At 43.5% G+C, this 23,867-nt stretch carries 16 protein-coding genes; 6 read left to right on the forward strand and 10 right to left on the reverse strand.

Features of this window, described 5'->3' with window-relative positions; genetic code table 11:
- The first annotated feature begins 15 nt into the window (after window positions 1–15).
- The 6 genes from F3J22_RS07610 (at window position 16) to F3J22_RS07635 (ending at window position 9,607) form a co-directional block, all read left to right on the forward strand.
- On the forward strand, window positions 16–2,229 hold the full coding sequence (locus F3J22_RS07610) for a DUF4861 family protein (protein ID WP_167015849.1): 2,214 nt from the start codon (window positions 16–18) through the stop codon (window positions 2,227–2,229).
- On the forward strand, window positions 2,229–2,984 hold the full coding sequence (kduD, locus tag F3J22_RS07615; RefSeq protein ID WP_167015851.1) for a 2-dehydro-3-deoxy-D-gluconate 5-dehydrogenase KduD: 756 nt from the start codon (window positions 2,229–2,231) through the stop codon (window positions 2,982–2,984). Before F3J22_RS07610 ends, kduD begins: the two co-directional genes overlap by 1 nt.
- Before the next feature lie 37 nt (window positions 2,985–3,021).
- Window positions 3,022–4,083, forward strand: a complete 1,062-nt coding sequence (locus F3J22_RS07620; protein ID WP_167015853.1) for a LacI family DNA-binding transcriptional regulator — start codon at window positions 3,022–3,024, stop codon at window positions 4,081–4,083.
- A 21-nt stretch (window positions 4,084–4,104) separates the two neighbouring features.
- Window positions 4,105–5,295: a glycoside hydrolase family 88 protein gene (locus F3J22_RS07625; protein WP_167015855.1), complete on the forward strand. Its 1,191-nt coding sequence runs from the start codon at window positions 4,105–4,107 to the stop codon at window positions 5,293–5,295.
- A gap of 217 nt (window positions 5,296–5,512) precedes the next feature.
- Window positions 5,513–6,775 (forward strand): DUF2264 domain-containing protein, encoded by a 1,263-nt coding sequence (locus F3J22_RS07630; protein ID WP_167015857.1) that lies wholly within the window; start codon window positions 5,513–5,515, stop codon window positions 6,773–6,775.
- A 210-nt stretch (window positions 6,776–6,985) separates the two neighbouring features.
- Window positions 6,986–9,607 carry a S9 family peptidase gene (locus F3J22_RS07635; RefSeq protein ID WP_167015859.1) on the forward strand — a complete coding sequence of 874 codons (2,622 nt, stop codon included), beginning with the start codon at window positions 6,986–6,988 and terminating at the stop codon, window positions 9,605–9,607.
- A 99-nt stretch (window positions 9,608–9,706) separates the two neighbouring features.
- On the opposite strand, the gene F3J22_RS07640 is transcribed toward F3J22_RS07635, so the two are convergent.
- From F3J22_RS07640 to F3J22_RS07685, 10 genes are all read right to left on the reverse strand, one after another.
- Window positions 9,707–12,553, reverse strand: coding sequence for an outer membrane beta-barrel protein (locus tag F3J22_RS07640; protein ID WP_167015861.1), 2,847 nt, complete (start codon window positions 12,551–12,553; stop codon window positions 9,707–9,709).
- A 33-nt stretch (window positions 12,554–12,586) separates the two neighbouring features.
- On the reverse strand, window positions 12,587–12,853 hold the full coding sequence (locus F3J22_RS30815) for an HTH domain-containing protein (RefSeq protein ID WP_167015863.1): 267 nt from the start codon (window positions 12,851–12,853) through the stop codon (window positions 12,587–12,589).
- A 444-nt stretch (window positions 12,854–13,297) separates the two neighbouring features.
- Complete coding sequence (locus F3J22_RS07650; RefSeq protein ID WP_167015865.1) at window positions 13,298–14,542, reverse strand: 6-bladed beta-propeller; 1,245 nt, start codon at window positions 14,540–14,542, stop codon at window positions 13,298–13,300.
- Between the two features lie 23 nt (window positions 14,543–14,565).
- On the reverse strand, window positions 14,566–14,982 hold the full coding sequence (locus tag F3J22_RS07655; RefSeq protein WP_167015866.1) for a MauE/DoxX family redox-associated membrane protein: 417 nt from the start codon (window positions 14,980–14,982) through the stop codon (window positions 14,566–14,568).
- Complete coding sequence (locus tag F3J22_RS07660; RefSeq protein ID WP_167015868.1) at window positions 14,979–16,037, reverse strand: hypothetical protein; 1,059 nt, start codon at window positions 16,035–16,037, stop codon at window positions 14,979–14,981. Before F3J22_RS07660 ends, F3J22_RS07655 begins: the two co-directional genes overlap by 4 nt.
- Before the next feature lie 181 nt (window positions 16,038–16,218).
- The gene (locus tag F3J22_RS07665) at window positions 16,219–16,392 is read right to left on the reverse strand and encodes a hypothetical protein (RefSeq protein WP_167015870.1); all 174 of its coding nucleotides are present in this window, start codon (window positions 16,390–16,392) and stop codon (window positions 16,219–16,221) included.
- Window positions 16,393–16,676: 284 nt separating this feature from the next.
- On the reverse strand, window positions 16,677–16,871 hold the full coding sequence (locus F3J22_RS07670; RefSeq protein WP_167015872.1) for a hypothetical protein: 195 nt from the start codon (window positions 16,869–16,871) through the stop codon (window positions 16,677–16,679).
- 94 nt (window positions 16,872–16,965) lie between these two features.
- On the reverse strand, window positions 16,966–18,822 hold the full coding sequence (locus F3J22_RS07675) for an O-antigen ligase (protein ID WP_167015874.1): 1,857 nt from the start codon (window positions 18,820–18,822) through the stop codon (window positions 16,966–16,968).
- Window positions 18,823–19,023: 201 nt separating this feature from the next.
- A complete protein-coding gene (locus tag F3J22_RS07680) occupies window positions 19,024–19,536 on the reverse strand; it encodes a GNAT family N-acetyltransferase (protein ID WP_167015876.1) in 513 nt (170 codons plus the stop codon).
- Entirely contained in the window at window positions 19,533–23,402 is a 3,870-nt protein-coding gene (locus F3J22_RS07685) for a Pls/PosA family non-ribosomal peptide synthetase (protein WP_205195158.1), read from the reverse strand. The genes F3J22_RS07680 and F3J22_RS07685 overlap by 4 nt, the downstream gene beginning before the upstream one ends.
- Window positions 23,403–23,867: the final 465 nt, after the last annotated feature.

The following is a 23,867-nucleotide window of genomic DNA, read 5'->3' on the forward strand; positions in this document are numbered from 1 at the left end:
ATAATAACCGTCATCATGATAAGAAACATAGTAATGGCAAGTCTTTCAGGACTTGCCTTATTCCACGCATCCACGGCAAAATGCCTGCCTGTGGGTGATTCTACCCTTAATGCTCCGGCTATTTTAGGTCAGATGGAAAAAGTTGCCACCTGGCAATGGAACAAACTCGATAACAGAGGCTGGTCTAATCCGCAAACCAACTGGACAAACGGTGCCATGTATACCGGGATGTTCAAGCTGGCCCAGGTATCGGAAAATCCATTCTTTATGCAGCGCCTTGTCAGAGTAGGTACTGATAACAATTGGAATACCGGTCCGGATAGATTCTTTGCAGATGAATATTGCATTGGTCAAACCTATTCACAGCTGTATACTATTTATAAAGAACCCAGGATGATTGAACGCTGGCGTAAGCTGGCAGACAGTATCGTGGCTGCGCCGCATACCGAGTCACTGGAATGGGTAAACGGTATTCACCATCGCGAATGGGCCTGGTGCGATGCGCTCTATATGGGACCTACCGCACTGGCTTATCTTACTACTGCTACCGGCGATGCTAAATACCTGGCTACCGCAGATAAGCTGTGGTGGAAAACCAGCGACTTCCTGTACAGCAAAGAAGATAGTTTATACTATCGCGATGCCAGCTATTTCGGTAAGAAAGAAGCCAATGGTAAGCGCGTATTCTGGAGTCGTGGCAATGGCTGGGTAATGGGCGGACTGGTACGTATGATGGATAATATGCCTGCTACATACGCCGGTAAAGCGAAGTTTGTAGAACAGTTTAAGCAGATGGCCTACAAGATAGCCGCGTTGCAAAACAACGATGGCACCTGGCATGCCAGTTTGCTTGATCCGGATAGTTATCCTTCCAAAGAAACAAGTGGTACCGGATTTTACGTATATGCATTAATGTGGGGAGTGAATAACAATATCCTTCCTGCAAAAGATTTTATGCCTGTCATTAAAAAAGGCTGGGAGGCGCTGGTAAGCTGTGTGCAACCTAATGGTAAACTGGGTTTTGTACAGGTTGTTGCAGCCGCTCCCGGTAAGGCTACCGCAGAAGATACCGACGTTTATGGCGTAGGTGCATTCCTGTTGGCAGGTTCTGAAATTATAAAATTTGATATCAGACAACAGGGAGGTACAGCCATTGAGATGACCAACAATATTGGTGTAGACCGTCCCGGGGAAATTGTGGAACTGGATATGGCTACTTTCTCAAAGGCACAGCCTAAAACCGCTGCAAAATCTTTCCGTATAGTCAATGCCGTTACTGGTAAGGAAATTCCATATCAGCTGATTTATAATGGTGAAAAAACACCATCTTCTATTCTCCTGCAGATCAATGCTGCACCGGGAGCTACGGTAACAGCCCTGGTAAAGGAAGGCACGCCGGCACCAGTGAAAGCGAGAGCTTATGGCCGCTACGTTCCTGAGCGTAAGGATGACTATGCATGGGAAAATGACCGTATGGCTTATCGTATGTATGGTAAAGCGCTGGAGCAGGTTCCAAAGGAAATGGCTTTTGGTATTGATGTTTGGGCTAAACGTACCGAAGAGCTGGTGATCAACGAATGGTACAAGACAGATAACTATCATCATGATAATGGCCAGGGACTTGATTTCTATAGTGTAGGACTGACACTGGGGGCGGGTGATAATGCACCTGTTGTTAATGACAGTATCCGTTACCCTAAAAATTATCGTCAGCAGAAAACGCTGGATAATGGTCCGTTGCGTACTGCTTTTGCACTTACCTACGAGCAGTGGAATGCGGGCGGTATACCCGTAACCGTTACCAAAACGATCAGTCTGGATGCAGGTTCACAACTGAACCGTATCTCCCTGCAATATAGCTTTAAAGGCAAAGAGCTGCCTGTTGTAACAGGCATCGTAAAACGTAAGGAGCCGGGCACCATTCTGCTGGATGAAAAAACCGGTGTAATGGGATATTGGGAGCCACAGCATGGCGAAGATGGAACCATTGGCCTGGGTTGCGTGTTCCCTGAAGGAAAGCCAGGTATGAAAACAGATGATGTACACCTGCTGACGCCGGGCATCGCACAAAATGATAAACCTTACGTTTATTATGCCGGTGCTACCTGGAGCAAGGGAGGATGGATCGCTAATTCCGCCGAGTGGTTTAACTACCTGGAGAACTTCTCCCAGCGGGTAAATAACAAGATTGCAATAACCTTACAGAATAACATTCCAACAAAGAAATAATGTTTGAATTAAACGGAAAAATAGCCCTGGTAACAGGATGTAAGCGAGGTATCGGGAAAGCCATGGCAGTAGCACTGGCAAAGGCGGGTGCTGATATCATCGGCGTATCTGCCTCCCTGGAGCTGAGTGGCTCAGAGGTAGAGCGTGAAGTGACCGCATTGGGAAGGCGTTTTAAGGCTTATCAGTGCGATTTCTCCAACAGAGAGGCATTGTATACCTTTATTCACCAGTTAGGGCAGGAAGTGCCTGTAATTGATATCCTGGTGAATAATGCCGGTACCATCATGCGTAAACCGGCTGCAGAGCATCCGGATGAGTACTGGGATACCGTGATCAATACCAACCTGAACGCGCAATTTATCCTGACCAGAGAAATTGGTAAAGGGATGATTGCCAGAGGAAAGGGAAAGATTATCTTTACAGCCTCTCTGCTGACATTCCAGGGCGGTATCAACGTACCGGGATATGCAGCCAGCAAAGGAGCCGTAGGTTCACTGGTGAAGGCTTTCGCCAATGAGTGGGCTTCTAAGGGAGTGAACGTGAACGCCATAGCCCCGGGATATATCGCCACAGATAATACTGCTGCCCTCCGTGCAGATGAGCAGCGCAGTACTTCCATATTGGACCGTATACCTGCAGGCCGCTGGGGCGAACCTGAAGATTTTGACGGCCCTGTTGTTTTCCTGGCTTCCAAAGCCTCCGATTACGTACATGGCACCATCCTTACCGTTGATGGCGGCTGGATGGGCAGATAATTAACATAACCATTGCAGGAAAAAGCATACATATTCCATGAGCAAACGTACAGAAAAAACAATCGTTGATATTGCGGAAGAACTACAATTGTCTGTTTCCACAGTATCCAGGGCCCTCAACGACCATCCCAACATCAGCGCACGTACGAAAGAACGCGTGAAGAAAATGGCGCGAAAACTGGGATACCGACCGAATGCACTGGCTGCCGGATTACGCAACAATAAAAGCAAAACGATTGGTTTGATAGTGCCCAGGATATCGATGTTTTTTCCTGCAACCATCTCTACCATCATCCAGAATAAATTGCAGGAATATGGCTATAACCTGATCATCTGCCAGTCTAACGACTCCTATGAACAGGAAAAGACTTTGGTCAATACGCTGTATTCCGCCAGGGTAGATGCACTGGTAGTTTCTACCACGTTATATACCACTGATTTTTCCCATTTTGATGTTTTCAGAGATAATAACATACCATTGGTATTTTTTGACCGGGTACCTAAAGATTACAACGTAAAAGTGATCAAAGGGGATGATTACCTCGGTGGATATACTGCTACCAAACACCTGATAGACAAAGGTTGCAAGGATGTGGTGCATATCTCCGGCCCGCTCACCTGCTGTCTTTACAGCGATCGGGTGGCAGGTTATAAAAATGCCTTACAGGAACACGGCCTTACCTTTAAAAAGAACCGTGTCTTTTACCAGGAGCTGACCAGAGATAACGCCTGGCAGACCTGCGAGAAAATATTTGCTCAGAAACCTTACCCGGACGGGATTTTCGCTTCCAATGATACTACCGCCATTACTATCATGGAGTATTGCAGAAAAATTAACCTGAAGGTGCCGGAAGATGTTAAGATTGTTGGGTATTCCAACGATCCCCGTACGGAAATCGTTACGCCGCCCATTAGCTCTGTAGACCAGTTTCCGGGGATGATGGGAGAAAGAGTAGTGGCCGCACTGATGGAACTGATCAACGGTAAACAAACCGCAGTACCACGTTATTCACAGGAAATCATTCCTATCCAGCTCATAGAAAGACAATCAAGCGCAGGAAAAGCTAAGCCGACCAAAAAGAAAATGACTTTGTCATAACTCAGACGCATAAACGAAATCATGAAAAGAAAACTTATTATTCCATTATTACTCTCTGTACTGTGTATGCAATCGTATGCACAACAAGGGAAAGCCAACAAAGAGCTGCTGAAGAAAGCAGATGAAACCTTACAATTTGCCGCGCGTCAGTATAAGCTGATGGCCCAGCATCTACCTGATTCTGTACTGCCAAAAACTACCAGCAAAACCGGTACACTGGAAACATCTAATTCCCGCTGGTGGTGCTCCGGATTCTATCCTGGTACCGAATGGTATCTTTATGAGTATACCAAAGATCCTGCATTCAAGGCGGAAGCCCTGAAACGTATGGCCATCATCGAAAAAGAAAAAAACAATAAAGGTACGCACGACCTGGGCTTTATGATGTACTGCCCATTCGGCAATGCTTACCGTATTACCAAAGACCCTGCTTACAAGGCCGTATTGCTGACCAGCGCAGCTTCCTTATCTACCCGCTTTAACCCGACTGTAGGTTGCATCAAATCCTGGGACCATGGCACCTGGAAATTCCCGGTAATCATCGATAACATGATGAACCTGGAACTCCTGACATGGGCCACCAAAGCCGGCGGCGACAAAAAATTTGCGGAGATCGCAAAAACGCATGCCAACACCACCATTAAAAATCATTTCCGCCCGGATTACAGTTCCTATCACGTGATAGACTATGATCCTGCTACCGGCGCAGTAGTACAGAAAAAAACACACCAGGGTTATGCAGACAGCTCTGCATGGTCCCGCGGCCAGGCATGGGGCCTCTATGGCTATACCATGATGTACCGTGAAACAAAAGATAAAAAATACCTGGAACAGGCAAAACACATCGCAGAATATATTCTGAACAATCCGAATATGCCTGCTGATCTCGTGCCTTACTGGGATTACAACGCTCCAAACATTCCTAACGCACTGCGTGATGTTTCCGCTGCCGCTGTAGCAGCTTCCGCACTGCTGGAACTGAGCAAGTACACCGACAAAGCCACCGGCAACCGCTACTGGGGCTCAGCTGAGAAAATGCTGACCAGCCTCTGCAGCCCTGCCTACCTGGCCCAAGAAGGTGAAAACAATGACTTCATCCTCATGCATAGCGTGGGCTCACTGCCTCATAATTCTGAGGTAGACGTGCCGCTGACCTATGCGGATTACTATTTTGTTGAGGCGCTCTTGCGCTATAAACAATGGGCTAAATAATATCTTAAAGGCAACGGGGTGTCGGTTTTCCGATACCCCCTTTTTTGTGTCTACGCTGTAGCGATCACAAAAATTTTAAGTTATTAAAAGCTCATAAAGCATTTATGATTATTAAAGCAGTAGCTCCGCTACTGCTTTTCAGTTCCGCCCCTTCGGGGCGGTGGGCGCTTTCGCTAAGGAGTAATTTAATATTTGATTACCTTTTCAATCCCAGCTAGTGAACAGAAGAAAGTTTTTACAGGCCGTACCCCTTGCCGGTATCGCTTCTACATTATCCACTGAAAAAGGTTTTGCCAGCGACCTCGCCGCAACAGCTGCTGCCAAACCCGCCAGCGACAGAGATTATAACGTACAGTTACTTTTGCGTATATCCAATCCCGTTATAAATGCACTGAGCGAAGGGAAACTGAAGGCACAGATGCCAACAGAAAAGGGGCCTGATTATGCAAAGCCGGTAGATAAAGTAACCTACCTCGAAGCCTTCGGTCGTACGATGTCAGGGCTGGCGCCATGGCTCAACCTCCCTGCAGACAATACACCTGAAGGTATTCAAAGAGCAAGGCTGTTAGCAGCTACACATGCCGCCATGGACCATGCTACTAATCCCGGCTCGCCCGACTTCATGAACTTTACCGGTAAATTCGACTCGCAGCCCCTGGTGGACGGCGCTTTCCTGGCGCTGGGTTTACTTCGTGGCAAAGACCAGATATGGGGAAAACTGCCAGCATCCGTTCAGCAGCAAACGATTACTGCCTTGAAGGAGCTACGCAGCATCAGGGCTTATACCAATAACTGGGTACTGTTTTCTGCCATCATTGAAGCATTTCTGTTGCAGGTAGATGCCGGCTGGGACAGGCAACCAGTAGATTTTGCGGTGCAGAAAATGATGGACTGGTATAAAGGAGATAGCATGTACGGCGATGGTACTAAATTTCACTTCGATTATTACAATGCCTTCGTAATGCATCCCATGCTCACAGAAACCCTGCGTGTAATGGCAGAGAAGAACGTGGGCAGCAAAGAGCAATACGAACTCGCACATGCGCGTATGCAACGCTATGGCGTTATATTGGAAAGACAGATATCGCCGGAAGGCACCTTTCCGGTAGTGGGGCGCTCCATGCCTTACCGCAGTGGCGCTTTTCAGCCGCTGGCCATGCTGGCACTACAGGAACAATTACCAAAGGAAATCAATCCGGCACAGGTAAGGTCCGCACTAACGGCAGTGAATAAACGAATTTATGAAGCGCCAGGTACATTTGATAAAGATGGCTGGTTACAGATAGGTTTCTGTGGTCATCAGCCGGAGATCGCCGAAGGATATATTTCTACCGGTAGTCTGTACCTTTGCACCAATAGCTTCCTGCCACTGGGATTACCGGCAGCACATAGCTTCTGGACAGCACCTGCTGCCGACTGGACGGCCAAAATGGCTTACAGTGGCGGCAAAATACGACGTGACCACGCAATAGATAATTAAGGATACCGGCAGCCGCGAACGATTTGCCCGACGCTGTTATGAATAAATCACCACGTTAGTGAATGTATTAGCAGCGGTATCAGCGGCTGCCATTTTTTTTGATTGCTGTTACGTTGAACGTAAGTTTTCATGTTAGTGATACCTGCTGTAATTGTTTGAAAATCGTGATTGAATATGTATATTTAATCTCAATTTTTACCAACGATCCCTATGTCCCGTTATTGTTTGAAACTACTTTTTGTAGTGTTCTTTTTTTGCAGTTGTTCACATCAGGAAAAAACTATCCAAAACAGACTTTTCTCCCAATCAAATGCTGTTGAACGCATCACTCACTGGAATATAACCACTTCATTTTATGCTGATACCGCTGCCGTTTCAAAAGGCAGGTACATGGATTCCAATTATCTCTCCATAGCCGGTGTTGATGAGAATAATATTGAACTTAATATCTTTAACAAACTTCCTGGAATATTTACAAGTAAAAAGATAAAGTGGGAGACTGATACTAATTCTTATCCACTGATACAGCTACTGAATGACACCGCCAGAAGACCTGCTGTAAAATACCTCCTGACAACGTTATATTCAAACCAGGATACCAATGTGGTATTACTCGTCAATGCGGCTCAGGCACTCCGGGTTCATCTGAATAATAAATTGATGTACGCACTTCCATTTAAAAAAAGCCAGGCTAAATTTTATGAAGACTATATTCCTGTTCATTTGAATAAAGGAGAAAATACGCTGATGGTTAAGGTCGGTGTTCATGATTTTTCTTCTTCCATCCCGCACTGGCATTTTAGCGCCGCTATTGCAACAGCAGACTACGCCCGGGAAAATTATGCCAGAGAATATGCATTTGATATTTTGAAGAAATCATGTATTCCCGCAGGATCAGCTGCTGGTATTTACATAGGACCATATATTGGTGATACTACCGTACATTATATACTAAGAGATGATTCGGGTCTTATTATTCAACAGGCGGGGTTAAACAAACTGGCTACAGATACGCTGACAGGATATGCAACATTGCCGCTGGCAGACAGTCTCCAGGAAAAGTTAATCAGTCTTGAGGTGCAAACTTCGAAAGGTACACTTAAGCAGGATTTTTATTATGGAGATTTCAAAGATTATTTTAAGAGATTGTCAGCTGATTATGAAGAAATTGCAGGTAGTGTCGGCTCTGACAGGGATCGTATAAACCTGGATGCCGCCTTCGGAAGGCTTTCATATTTATTGAAGACTTTTGTAACAGGTGATTTTTCTACGGTCAGGTACTGGGATCGTAATCGCATACAGTTTGCGAAGGAATTATCAGGCTATTTCAGGAGGTGTAAAGCTAATCCAGGCAAACAGGTTCCATACGAAGGATTTATCCATGGATTCAGGTCAGGACTGGATACGAGCTTGCAATACTATCTTTTTCATGCTGATACAAAGATGATGAAGCGAGGCCAAAAAGTTCCGTTGTTGGTTATTATGCCCTTTCCCACCAATAATGATGCGCCATTGCTTAAAAGCTGGTTTATATCCAATTATGATCAGCTGTCCTGGGATTCGCGTCTGGCCGATGAAAACGGTTTTGCGGTGATGTGGGTTAATCTCCGTGGAAATCCTGGTGTGAATGCTATAAGCTACCATGACCTAACAGAATGTATTAAAGATGCAAGTGCAACCTGTAACATAGATACAACAGCCATATTTGTGCTAGGTAATAGTGCCGCCGCCACCAAAACGCTGGTACATGCTGTACGAAGGCCTAATCTGATCGCCGGCTGTGCATTGGTTAATCCCGTTTTGGATCGACCTGTTGCTTCAGACTCTTTGCCACATGATCATTTAGAGACCACTGATTTGTTAGGGAATCTCTATAACAGTCATGTATTTATCAAATGTAGCATAGGAGATGAGAAGGTGCCGGTAGATAGAATAAAATCTTTTTATGATGATTATAAACGCAATTTTAATTCTTCCTCACTACTGATTGCAAAAGAAGGCAGCCATCTTAGTGCCCCCAGAGATTATTACCGTGATGTGTTTGTTTACTTTAAAAATAAATATAGGGCATTACATCCTGCAGAAATCAGATTTTCAACATACTCGACCCAGTATAACAGCAGTGGATGGCTGTCAGTGCACGATCTCAGGCCGCATTCCCAGGGAACTATAAATGCCCGGTTAACTGGTGATACATTGCTTATCCATAGCAATAATATTGGTAAAGTGACAATACGTGTTCAGGATTTACCAATATCTAGTGAAAAAGTTTACATTAAATTGAATAGCAATCCGGTATTCTCGTGTATTAAAAGTAATCGTAAAGACGTTGACCTGGTAATTGAGTCAATTAAAGAGAATGAGTCTCATACGCCAGAGGAAGTGTTTTGTAAACCGGTTTTGTTGGTATATGGTATTGAGGCTGGAAATCTTGAGGCCATATTCTCTCAAAACTGGCGACGTAAATATTTTTCTTCCTGCCCAAAAAAGTTAGATACAAACGTTACTGCTGCTGATCTTCAGCATTACAATCTTTTATTACTGGGAGATGTCAACAATAACAAGATAATAAAGCAATTGGCAGAGAAGAAGGTACTATCAGTTGCTAACAGGATAGTAACTTTCAATGGGTTTTCCTTTCCTGAAAAGAACCTTAGTTACCTTACTTTAGTTAGTCCCTTTAATACAGTTAATAAATGTCAGTTATTATATACGAGTGAGTGTACAGATGTACTGCCAGTCAGGGATATCTCAAATGAAAATGTGTATACGTTCAGGTCTTTCAGGAAGGAAGGGGAGAAATATGTACTGGAGCAGTCAGGTATGTTCTAGGTGAATACCTGGTCGGGAATATGGAAATACGTTTTATTTGAAAAGGAGTTATCAATACATGGTATTTCAACTGTATTGATAACTCTTTTTTTATCTTACTTATTTACCAAATTTCCTTGGATAATAGGAGAGCGTAATCATAAAATATTGCCGGAGTACATTATTGACTGTGAAAAACTGGGTGTTCCCATTAATATTATTAATGATGCCTTTATTTTCGTGTAACAGGTCAAGTGCAGATATTTTTATTTCGCCCTTGTTTGCAGGAAGAAAGCGATATGCTACGCTGGCATTCCAAATGGTGTAATAAATGGGAGTCGTGTTGTTTGAGCTATTTTTGTTATAGGTTATATTGCTGTTCCAGATTACGTTTACTGGAAATTGAATTGATCCTGCAAACTTAGCATGCTGGTTGAAGCTTTTAAACGTATTACTTTTATATCCTTGTTGTACGGTAGCGTAAAAATCGATGCCTTCTTCCAGTGAAAAGTTTAGGAAATCACGTACACGGAAACTTAATCCAAGAACTTCTGATTGATTGACGCCATTGGATAAATTCATAGTGCCATTGATAAATTGCGGGTATTTCACAAAAGTGAGTATATAACGCCCATTGATTTCATAGGTCTTAGTTAATTTTTCTATAGCCTTTTTCAATGTTCCCGTAACAACTATATTACGGTATCCGTCGTGATTAGCTGCATAAATAACCTGCCTGCCCAAACTGTCATATACCAGGCTGTCAATCATTTTGTCTTTGATGGAGAGGTAGTTAAAAGCCAGTACTGCAGAAAATGGATTTTTTGATTTACGGGTAATTAATTCCTGGCTGGCAGAGATTTTTGTTTCATATTCCGGTTTCAAACCAGGGTTTCCCTTATAAATGTAGGTGGTGTTGGAACTGTCTGTTAACGGTGCTATTTTATTCGCATCGGGGAAGTTCACATTCCTGTTATAGTTTAAATTTGATTTTAATTCATAGTTCCCGTACTGATGATCCGTATAGGTAAAAGATGCATCTGGAACAAAAGTGGAATAAGCGTAGTTAAAGTTTTGAATGTTTTGGGCCCCCTCGTTTCTATATTTAAAGAATTTATTTTTAACATTTACTTCGATATATGCATACCGGCCATACCTATTGGTAAGGCCTCTCATAATTGTCCTGGTGAAGGATAACCCTGGTGTGAAATCCTGCCGGTATGCCTTTCTGTGGTTGGATAAATAGTTGTTGATCGTATAGTCGCCTTTGAGGAGGTCGCGGTCCAGTACTATGTCGTCATTTACCTGGTTCTGTAATAATACTTGCGTAATAGCACTCATCGTAATGCCAGCAAGGTTGGTGTTTCTTCCAAAGATGAGCGGTTTGAGTCCGGGGTAAATGATATTAAAGGTATGTGCGAATCCAGATTCATTCAGGCGGGAATAGAGTCTGTCAAAGGTCATATTAGCCGTTGGAGAGGTAGTAGAAGTGAAGTCGCTTACATTTTTACTATTACCATATTTGCCGGCAGTTTTAAAAAAATAGCTAAAGCTAAATGCCTTGGAGACTCTTTTTTTATCATATGGATTCTGACGTTTGGTGTAATCCATTCCCAGGTTTATGTCCCAGGAGTTATTGTGGGTATCGGTCATTGTATGACTGCTGCTGATGATTCCATCAGCGGTTCTGCTAATTATGCTATTGTTTTCAGCGGTTTTGTTGTCGTTCAGTGCATTGGCAGTACCTGAGATTTTAAGTACATTATATTCCGTGCTTTTCTCATATTGTGCATTGAACGCGTGTTTGGTAGTATTGGAAAAACTGTTATTGTGAAAGTCTCGGGTTATGGTGGAATCTGGCCCCAGGAACGTTATTCCCCGACCTGTTTCCAGTGTTTGATTAGTATTGTTATTCAGAAAATAGTCCCATTTGAGCCTGTTAGTCGTTTGAAAGGCTACCTGCGGAACGAAATCATATTGAAACCGGGCGCCGGCCATTACTGGTTTGTTAAGACCATTCATATTAAAATTTGATTGATAGTCAACATTGATTCCATCAGATTTAAATGCGCTACTTTTAAATAGTAGGTCTACGTTATCGGCCAGCTTATTTATATTGTTGGTGGCTGCTACAAGGCTTGATTGTAACTTTTTGTTATAGCCACTTAGCATGACATCAGCAGCATATCGTTTATCGGTTCCGAGTCCGGCGGCGGCTTTTCCAAAGTATCCGGACTTTTTATCTTCTTTCAGGATGATATTGGCAAACATGGTTGAATCCAGCGGATTTTTTTCGTTTGCCTGTTGATATACCTGTAGCTTATTCACTGCATTTTTGGGCAGGTTTTGGGTGACGCTGGTAATAGATCCTCCCATAAAAGGCTTGCCATCTACTGTTACTGCATTAATTTTTTTGCCATTAAAAGTTATATCGCCGTCGCCCCATATGGTAAAGCCTGGCAAACGGCGAATCAGATCTTCAGTTGTGGCAGCAGTATCAAGCCGGAATGCATCAGCATTAAATTCCAGCGTGTCACCATTCATTCTGACAGGAGCAAGTGCTGTTATCTGTACTTCCTGTAATCTGCCTCCTTTATCTTCAGCAGTAAACTGATGGATATAAAGTGTACCTGTATTAATAATTGTACGATTTTTATCCAGAGTAAATATATATGTCAGGCTTTTATAGCCGATATGAGATATTACCAGTTGTAAAGGAATATCCAGGGGTAATGCACTAATGGTAAACTCACCAAAATTATTAGGAATGGTGAATTGTATCAGTGTTGTATCGGACAGATTATATACGGCAACGGTTGCACTGGAAAGGACGAAATTCTGTGTGGAATCTTTAACAGCACCTTTAATACTGCCAATATTTGTACTGGAATTTTTGACTTGACCTTCAACTATAATGCAGTTTAATATTAAACTGATAGCCAGAAAAGAAAATACGAGATATTTCAAGCGTCGGTAAACGTTTAAATAATGGCAGAACAATTAATTGAGTTGTTTCAGACTTCCATCTTCACTGAGAGCAGTAAGTGTAAATTGGAAATTAAAATACCCTTCCTCTTTATAGTAATAGCTTTTATAGGTCCTGCTGAAAGCAATAGGGGCTCCCAGTTGCCTTAAACACGTAATGTATTGTCTGGCCGAGCGTTCTGAAACCCTGAGTTTTTTTGATAGTTCAAGCGGTGTACCGGTTTTTTTATGGGTAATAAGATAGTCGATTGCCGATAGCCTCTCAATAATTAGTGGCAACATAGGGAATTGATAATTAAAAGGCTGAAAATGGCAGACCAGGAATGAAAGACCAGATTAATAACCAGCTATTCGATTCATGCCTCCAGATTTGCCCGGGTAATAATGTATGATTAGGTTGATAGTCTCTTTATTAATTGTCGACAGCTAACGTTGGTTGAAAATTCCATTTAAACCCTAAATATGCCGGGTTATAAGTCTTATTTTAAAATTATATTTTTAATACCATATTGTTTTTAATATTTCTTAACAATATAAGTATAATTTCTATTTATTTTTAAATAACTCTGCCTGAAAAAAGATGACTTGATAAAATTTTAATAACAAGGGAGAGGCTTACCATGGCTATTACCATATTTTCAGGTGATATATTTACGCGCAAAAAATAGCCGGGAAAGAATAATCTTATCATGTATGACTTGATTATCGCCCCCGGCTACCAGTTGTTTATCCTTTCATTTTCATTTTTACAATCACTGGGTTACTCTTCCTGTTTTGGGTTTGAAAGAACTGTTCCAGTACTGCCGGATATTGTGGACTTTTGTCTTTGTTCTTTTCTTTTTCTGCGAACAATTTTAGTGCGGAAACTGAAGAATAGAAATGATTGGAATAATAGTCAAGGCCATTAACACGTGCACTCTGTCCCAAAAAGGGTAGGTAAAAGTTTGCCGCATCCGGCGTCAGTCTTTCCATTGAAATTAGTTGCCCGGTGGATAAATTATATGCAAAGTTGTATTGATTTTTACTCTCAGAACCTGCCTGAGTAATGTATACACTGGTATTAATCTTGAAGAATAAATAGGGCGGTTTCTGGAAAATATTGCTGACTTCCATAATAATATTCTGGTCCTGGCTCAACGTTTTTCTAATGCTATCAATTACACTGACATTATTAGAGCTATAGTATGATCTGGAAATAGTTCTGTCTGCCGGAAAAACAAACTGGTAAACCTTTTCAGCTTTATCTTTATTTACTTTATACACCAGGTGTTCCAACGGTAATGCGATAAAAAAACTGCCATCCTGTACTATTCGCAGTTTTTTAAAGTAGCCTTTCAGCATGCAGATACCCAGATTGTCTTTTTGGTTAATAGGCAGCAATGATTTGTAAAGATTATCTCCCTTAAAAATATTTATGCGATGATAAATACTGTCTTTGGGTACCACGCCATGACCAAGATGAATATTGGTAAAGCTGGCGTAATAATTATTGCCTAGGGGAACAAAATCTTCACCATTGTTATCCACTGCTTTTTTTGAGGATGCCGGAATGGCTTTGCCATCAGTGGTAAACAATTTTAGTGTTGTCTTTTCGGTAACGGTATTATATATCAATAAATTTACTACCTCTTTTTGCTTATCAAGGAAAATATCTAATTGTGTATTTTCGGACTCCTTAAATCGGGAGATAAACTTACCGTCAGTAGCGAAGAATAAAATGCTTTTTGTATCCCAGTCATATACAATATAGCTTTTGTCTGTAATGATCAGCCGTGATATATCGCCAAACAGACTTTCTTTATTGGTTTCCAGTGGGATATACTCAATTTTTTCAAAAAAGTCATTGACATTACCGCCGTAGGCCGATGCCGGATCAATTCTGATTTTGGTAACCTCCTGCGAGAATACTGTCTTGGAAAAGGATAGCACTAGTGCTAACAAAGCAATTAAACGACATTTACTGATATTCATACCGGGCTTTTTAAAATAATTTATCACACAGCTGTTGATGTCTGAGCGCGATTAAATATAATCAGGAATATACAACAGGTAAATAGAAATCCAAATCCTATAAGCTGCGTGGTAATGGCTACATTCTGAATAATACTTGCGCAGCCACAGTCACTGTCTGTATATATGTATAATGCCAGGTTATAAAGCAGGTAAAACAGTATTATGCCGGCAGAACCAATGAAAGACCATTTGTTTCGTTTGAATATCAGGAACAGCATTGCCAGTATGTTTAACACCGGTAATGCAATTGCCAGCCATCCTACTGTGGCCACAGAAAAGAAATGGCTCATGCCAATTTTAGTAGCAATCGCATCTTTGTGTTTGATATGTAGTATTGCCATAAATGCCAGCGCACATGCCAGCAGGGCAACTATTGCCTCCTTCAGAATTTTTTTCATAGATCAGATTTTATCAGGTATTTCACTATAATGCTTTTACGGTACATGACAGATACGACATTACCACTTACAGCAATGCTCATCGGAGGAAATTTATTATCCAGTTCCGGAATATAGAAGCTCTTCCTATATTTTCCGCCTGCTGAAAGGTCATAGATATCTACAGTAGGCACTTTGTCTGCATTTATGGAATTAAGCAGGAATAGCTGATTGCCATCTATACTGCTGCCAGGAAAGAAGGTTACATTAGGGGAGATTTCCTGGTGTTGTACTCCTGGCGCAATTTCTTTGTAATAGGCCTTAGGAGCGGGTGTCTGATCAACAGTCTTTGATGCATATCGGAACTCCCCGGTAGCCTTGTCGAAGGCTATAAAAAAGCCGGTAAATGAACAATGGAATACGACATAATTTGAATTTGAAGCGGATATGAAATTACCGTCGTAGGCTAACTCAATTCCTGGTACTGAATCTTTAGTGCCAATAATTTCTTTCAGATCGTAATTATGTTTTATTGAATCTCCTGCAAATAAGTTCCTGATTATAAAGTTTGCATCTGCTGATTTTTCATTTGGCTGGAAGTGTATGGTGGTACTGTCTGTGAGGAACATTGCTCTGAAAACGGCCGCACTCGCCGGGATGCTTCGGGTGCTGATTTGTTTGAAATCCGGCTGGTCAGTCGGGTTGCTTTCCCGGTGAAATATTTTTAAACGCCTGTCACTAAAATCATAAAAGCGAAGATCGTTATTGATATATTCATAATTCATTATCTGGGTCCTTTTGTGCAGCGAAAAAGTGAACAGGGAACGCAGGTCTTTGGCAGACAAAAAATGTATTGTTCCATTTTTGAAATCGAGTGCTCCCATCAGGGTTGTATCTATTTGCTTGATACTTAAAAGAGAAGAAGAAGCAACCTCGGTACGGGAAACCTCTGCGAGGGTATCTGTATAGTTTCTGCTGAAATTCCACGTATATCCATCCTCTTTTGATTTATAGCTGATGGAAACTTTACCTTTATAAAACTGGTAATTTTTGGAAGAATTGTTACAGCTGAGCATTAAAAGCCCCGCAAATAAGCATAGATATATGCTGAAAATTTTCATAATGCTTGTCGGTTCATAGTTGTCGGAGTATAGCTTGTACTATTAATACTGGTAATTTTGTCCGACTGAAATAAAGAGGGATTCGCTGCCAATACGAATATTGGCAGCGAATAGGTATCTGTTCTAAAAGGAATAATTATTGCCAATGAGGAACCCCGGTGGCATCAACTCTTGTACCGTCGTTGAATACTACCACACAAGTTTTGTCGTTAGTAGCATCACAGGTGGATTTACCTTCTCCGGCATCAGTAAATGAAAACAGTAGTGTGGCAACAAAAAGTGCACAAAATGAATAGACAATATTTTTCATAATAATTTTTTTGTAAAGAGCAGTTGCGCTGTTATTTCCGGTAATATAGCTGTCGCTTTAAATGATGGCCAGAATTACTTCTGCCATATCATATCGCCAGTCGAATAAATAGTGTAATCCGGCATGTGGACGGTACAACTTGAATTGTTGCTTTGATCGCAGGTCCAATGATATTGCTCACCTGCATCAGTAAAAGCGGAGGCTGCAAAACCTATGGTGATAATGACAGCCACTAACAATAATTTGCGGATTTTCATGATAAGTGTTCTGGGAGTGAAGTAATTTTAATTAGATGTCCATGCACCTGTTGAATCAAGAATGGTAGTACCATCTTTAGCAGTAATTTTACATACATGGTCATTCACCTTATTGCAGGTGCCATAATTGTTTTCATCGGCACCGGTAAATGAAGAAAATGAAATAACAGCCATAACAGCAATCAACGGAATAGTTATCCGCTTCAATAGTTTCTTAGACATAAGAAAAAGTTGGGTTGAGAAATATTTTGACGCTTAAAAATAATTGTGATCACGGCAAGATATTTACCGTATGGTATTATTTACTGAAAACTTATCATGGTTGTAAAATCCGGGCTGCGGCTGATTTAATACTATCGACTTCTGCAGAAGGTACTTTTACTGGCATCTCTGTAATATACCTGGCAACTTTCCTGCAATTCAATGTATCCTTCATTTGAAGCAGGAGGTTCATTTCTTTATACTTTGGTATAAAGCGGGATGGCAGGTAATATCCCAGCCACTGATATACTTCCAGTGCTTTGTCGTATTGGCCTGTATTGTAATAAGCCTGCCCTAATTTTTCTATTGTTCTTTTACTGATGAAGTATTTGCGTGCCGATTCCAGTACTATGACAGCTTTGCTATTTGTGGCGCTATCCAGTAAAAGATTTTCACCATAACACGTCAGCAACTTTCCGTCAGCAGGTAACTCACGCTGCAGTTTTTCGTATTCTGCTGTGAGGGCAGGAGACGGAGACAGGTATTTTAACTTATCCCATTGATATTTGGCATGCATAGTGTACAAGGCGGAACCGGTGGTAAACAATAAAAGTAAGAAGGCTATCGTGAGAAGCAGATAGCTGAGAGCTGTGGATGTTAACTTTTTGAAGTTTGGTAAAGGTGTTCGCTTTTCTGATACACTAAAAACGAACGCAAAACAAAGGGCTAGCAGCAGCATAAATACATTGACATGGAAAGGATAGGAGGTGCAGCTGCTAATTAAAATAAGCGTAGTTGTCAGCTTTATCATTTTTACCTGTTGCTGGTATGCTTTGGATGAAGCTTTGTAAAAATTAAAGAGAAATACAACTACTACCAGCATTCCAGGGATACCTACTGTATTAAGTAATTGCAGAAATTCATTAAAAATAATGTAGCTCTCCCCTGAGCTTGCAATAGTTTGTGGTGATGAAGATCCATGTTCCAGAAAGTATTGTGCCTGCCATTGAGGATAGTACCAGGTAAATCGACCAACCCCGGTACCTGTCCACAAGTGCTCATATATATGAGCGCTTGCAATCTGCCACTTCATGACCCTTCCGTAGGCGGAAGCTGCCTTTAACATAAAAATGTAATAGCAGCCGGCTGATATTAATATTGTTAGAAATGAAAGAAGCAGACATTTTGATAGCCACGACAGTTTCTTGAAACAGACGTTTATAACAGGTGCATATCTTCCGGATATAATGATGGTTCCCAGTGCTGTCAGCAACAGCAATGCTGTCCTGCTTTTGCTGAGCGCTACCAATATACCTGCTGTAATTGCCAGGATGATATATAATGAGTATACTGATATTTTAATTATCTTTTGATCCTTATATTTTTCCAGCAAACGTTGTCGTAGCAACCAGTCCATTATTGGTAAATGAACGACCAGGTATATCGCATAGACGCCTGAATTTTGCAATGTTCCGGTTAACCACAAGCCGTCTGAAAAATTGACTTCTTCCATATTCAGCTGATATAACTGCCATAGGCCTTTGCCTAACTGGAATAGGAACATCCCGGCAAATAGGAGTATAACCAGGTTAAATATACCTGGTCCGGCTTTCTCAAGTAAAAAATATAGGAGAAAGAGGGTTGTGATAACGGAAAAATACTCATTGGCAAAGGAGTAATACGTACTGAATAGCAGCAGGCATGATAATACAGAGATTATTATCAGTAAAAACATGTTGGGGTAAAAGCCTGTACCAATCCTGAAATACCAGCCTGCGAGCATGATTAAAACCAGTGGATATATAGTATACAGGTAATAATGGTCCGTAATATAGAGTTCAAAGTTAAAGGAGAAGCAATAACGGATAGTAAAGAAGAGTATTGCTAATGTCCATGAAATAACAATGACACTGTTATTTAGTAGTTGAGCCCATTTACTGACTGATTCTTTTCCTGGAATTGATAACGTCATTAATGATTTTCCTTTTTCCCTTTGATTTAATTGCCGAGCTGTGAAAGTTTGTTTAATATGAACGTGCTAATGTAGGTGCTTTCACGGCAGGTGAACTTCCGGGAATTACCAGGAATATGACATGTAGGGGAATCTTGGAATAGGATTAATTATTGCTTTTTTGCGGGTTTTTCTTCCGGGAGCAGGTAGGGGTATAGTGGCTTAGAGGATTTTCCTGGGATGTTGTCCATCTGGCGTAAGCCATTTTTCATATACCAGCCGGGTGGCCGTATAGTCTTTGGAGCTGAGAAACGCCTGCATTCTCTTGTTGTTGGTAAGCGTATATCTGACCATACGTCTTATGCCCTTTTCTACATATTTTTTCTCCAGATCTTCGTTCATACTACGGTAGATGCCCATCCTCCGGTAATCAGGCGCTACATAGCCATCCGAAACGTATAAGGTGTCGCCGGTATAATCTTCAATGCGACTTTCATCAGGATACTCGAGGTAGGCGAAAATGAAGCCTACTGGCTTGTCGCGGTCCCATGCGATGATACAGGTACCTTCGCAATCTTCCTGCATTTCTATCACATGTTGCATGTAGTTCTCCGCAATATCTTCCCAGGCGGCGGTGCCCGGGAAGAATTCTTTTTCCGATAGATGCAGCTGGTGCAGCATTTCAGCCATTACGTCGTAATAGTCGCGGATACGTATATGCGTTAATGTTATCATTCGTAATCAGGTTTTATCGGGGAGCCTGTCCAGCTGGTGCCGGATTGCAGTTTTTCTCCTTTCATTACCAGTGATAAAGGTGCGAGGTTTACATCGTCGCCGATTTCGCTATCATAGAGAATGATGGTACGTGCGCCGATGCTGCTACGCTGGCCTATTTTTATCGGGCCTACTTTCATTACACGGTCTTCGAAGAGGTGCGTCTGCGGGCCGCTGTCGTCATTTAAAGCGGAATCGCTGCCGATTTCCACCATATCGAATTCGGTAATGTCGGTGGTGAACAACCATACGCGGCGGCCTGTTTTCACACCGAGGAAGCGCAGGAGTACCGGCAGCCATGGTGTGCCTTTCAGGTATTCCAGCAGGAATGGCACTGATAGCGCTTCGTAGGTGGAGGTGATCCCTTCACTGCGCCATACGGCGGATGTCCACATCGGGCTTTGTTTGGAATGGTAGACGCCTACCATGATCCATTTCAGCAGTACGGTGAAGAGGAATGCCGGTATACCGAGGAAAAACAGGTAATAGAACGGGAATTGTATGAGTATGTTCCCTATTGATTTCTGCGTTACCAGGTCATGCGCATAGGCGATGAAGAGTATACTGCAGCAGATCACCACTGTTTCCGGAATGAGTATACGGATAAATTCTGCGGTGGCTCTTGCGAGTTTACGCAGCATGGTTGGTGTGGTGGTGAGTTCCGGCGGGAAGAAGCGGCTTTCCTGTCTGCGTGGCAGGGCAATGGCCGGAGAGCCAAACCAGTCGCGGGCTTTGTCGGCAGCCATCTGCTCTTTTGATGGCGGTGTGGATAACACACCGATGAGCATATTTTCTGGCAGCTCATATCCTTGCGGGATGAGTGCACTGTTGCCGACGAAGCTGGTATTATGAATAATTGTTTTTGCGAGTGTCAGCTGCTGGGCCCTTACATCGGATTCTCCGAGTGTCACGGCATCTGCAACGAAGGCGCCGTCGCCAATTTCCAGCAATGGATGTGTAACGCTGCTGGCGGTAGATACTTCAGTGTTTTTACCAATTTTAGCGCCGAGTGCACGGAAGAGGGAGCTGATATAAACGGTTGCAAATATCGGGTGTATAACGATGAGTGACAGCGACATCAGCTGGTCAGCGAACCATTTGCGTACATAGAACGGGCTGTAGATCGGGTATATGCCCGGTTTGATACCCCATTGCAGTAATCTTGTAAGCACTACCGTTTGTGTGGTAAACAGCAGGATATACGTTAATGCCAGCACCGGTGTGATCACCATGTAGTTGAAGTTATAGTCAGGCGCAGCATTATCCAGTCTGTTGATGGTAATGATGGTAGGCAGTAACGGTAACAGTACGGTGAATGGGAATACCAGCAGGAACAGGGAGAATACAAGGCTGTATTTCAGGCGTCGGGCCATGGATACCGGCAGTGGCTGTGGCAGTTCGTTGATGGATTTTTTCTGTTTGAGCACGGCCGGACTTCCCTGCCATATTTCGCCTTCGCCGATGGTTTTTCCCTGCGGGAGATAGCTAAGGTCTGTCAGTTCACTCCAGTTGTCCATGGTAGCACCGCCGGCAATTACTGCGCTGCTGCCGATATAGGCGTGGTCGCCGAGGTGGACTTTTCTGAGTTTGAGCATACCATCTTCTACCCATGCGTTGTTGATAACAGCCTGGGAGCTGATACTAACGTCGCTGCCTATACTTACGAGGTCTTCCGCACCGATGGTAACGGAGCCCAGCTGTGCATCTGCGGCTATTTTAACGCCGAGGAAGCGCAGGTAGGTAGGGTAGAGTGGGGTACCTTGGAGGAATTGAGCAGGCATGAGTCGCTGCATGGTTTTAACGAACCACCAGCGGAAGTAGTAGGTTCCCCATAGCGGGTAGTCGCCTTCTTTCATTTTCCCCATGACCAGCCATTTAAAGATGATGATCAGCATGGTAAATACTGGCGGGAGCAGGCAGAACATACCCAGTGCGGTCATGATGCCGTAGCTGAGTTTGCCGGTATCTTCCACTACGTAGTAGTATCCGAGGTAAGGGAAGAATATCTGCATGGCAAAGAGGCCGAATATCAGCAGGAGGCTGATGGTTTGGGCCAGCCAGCAGAGCGTATGCCGGTACCAGGGTACTTTATTGAAGGAATGTTGTTTTGCTTTTCCTCCCTGTGGTGCGGAGGCCCAGGTATCTACCAGTGTTTGCAGCGGGCGGTGTATGTAGATATCTTTCAGGGATGCCTGTGGGATATCTGCTTCGCGGCGCAGGCGGGATACGAAGGCAGCTGCCAGCAGTGAGTGTCCGCCGAGGTCGGTGAAGAAATCTTCCTGGAGGTTGATGGTTTTGTCCGGGAAGACTTTTTCCAGTACGGCGATCACGCGATCGGGGAGTGGTGCGGTTGTATCTATTTTCAGTGGTTCGGCTACCTGTGCAAAAGCAGCAGGAACGGGGAGTGCCTTACGGTTGATTTTTCCACTTGGGAGCCGTGGCATATCGTCCAGTTCCATGATGACGCCGGGTACCATGTAGGTGGGCAGTGTTTGGGCCAGTTCCTGGCGCATATCTGCCTCGGAAATGTTATTGCCGGCTTCTTTCACGACATAACCTACCAGCTGGTCCTGTTCGTTGCTGTCTTTACGTACGGCAACGGCGGCAGCGGAGATACCGGGGATATCGTTGAGTTTATTTTCTATTTCGCCGAGTTCGATACGGTATCCGCGGAGTTTGATCTGGTCATCGAGGCGGCCCTGGAAGTCGATGTTTCCGTTGGGCAGGATGATGGCAGCGTCACCGGTTTTGTATACACGATCTCCTGGGATAGCGTCCAGGGAGGCGGGTTTGTCCATGAATTTTTCTGCCGTAAGGTCTGGGCGGTCGATATAGCCCATTCCAACGCCGGGGCCGGTGATAACGAGTTCGCCGCGATCTCCGAGGGGGAGTATATTCATCTTATCATCGACTACTGCCATGTTGTAGTTGGGCAGTGGGTGGCCGATGGTGATGGGATCTCCGGGGAGCAGGCGTGCGAAGGTGGCGCTGACGGTAGTTTCCGTAGGGCCGTAGCTGTTATAGAACTCGCGGGGTGGTTTTCCCCATCGTGCCAGTACCTGAGGGGTACAGGCTTCCCCGCCGGCGTTTACCAGGCGGATGGAGGGGATATCGTTGTCCATGATGGCGAGCAGACTCGGTACCGCGTGGAGAACGGTAATTTTTTCTTTTTTGAGTGTGTCGCTGAGTTCATCAATGGCTTTGGCGGTGGTAGCATCAGCTACCCAGATGGTAGCGGCGGCGAAGTAGCTGAGCCATGTTTCTTCGCACCACATATCGAAGGATACGGAGAAGCCCTGGTATACTTTGTCGCTGCTCTGGATATTGAGCACAGTCTGTTCTGACCTGATGAGGTGGCAGATTTGTTTGTGCGTGATAGGTATTCCTTTAGGTTTACCGGTGCTGCCGGAGGTATACAGCACATAGGCGATATTATCCGGCGTGGCACCAGCAACCAACACAAAATGGTCGTTTGCGAGAGGTACCGGTGGTACGGTAAGTATGGTGGCATTGAGCTGGAGGGGTTCCTGGCTGAAGCAGGCGGCAGCCTTCACTTCTGACAGTACGCCTTCCACACGTTCTGCCGGCATTTCCCTGTCGAGGGGCACATATCCGGCGCCGGCCTTGACAATACCGAGGATGGCTACATGAAGTTCCACGCCTCTGGGCCACCAGACGCCAACGATGCTGCCAGGACCTATTCCCTGGGATTGCAACATGGCGGCCACTGCATCACTCCAGTGATCCAGTTGTTTATAGGTAAAAGTCTGTTGTTGAAAGATGATAGCAGTATGATGCGGATGGTGCTGGACCGTGTTCGCAAACATTGCTGCTAAGGTTTCGGTATGAAGTAAATCCGGCCGCTGGGGTCCCATTACTATGCTATAACCATTCATATATTGCTGCCCGAATAGGTAATTCAAAAAAACTCGTAATTGTGATTGGTGCTGTTTTCCGGAGGTTGCTCCCGTGCTGTCAGTAATCTACCTTTAGTAGTGATCGCATAATAGGGCCCGGTTCCGTTTCACCGACTGCATTCAACACACTTGACATCATATTCATGTCTTAATTGGGTAAAGGTTAAATGCAAAGGTAATATATACTATACTGGAACTGGCTTATAATATGCTTAAAAATACAGGTCTGTAGCGAATAACAATTATTAAAAAATATTGTTTATCCAGCTGAAAATTTCATAATAAATTTTTAACATTTGTTTGATATAATCTGTAAAGACCCTGACACCGGGTTCCCTACCTTTTAATAACGTCTGATATGGCGATTATCCCCTA

The sequence above is a fragment of the Chitinophaga sp. Cy-1792 genome, assembly GCF_011752935.1.
In the GTDB taxonomy this organism is placed as follows: domain Bacteria; phylum Bacteroidota; class Bacteroidia; order Chitinophagales; family Chitinophagaceae; genus Chitinophaga.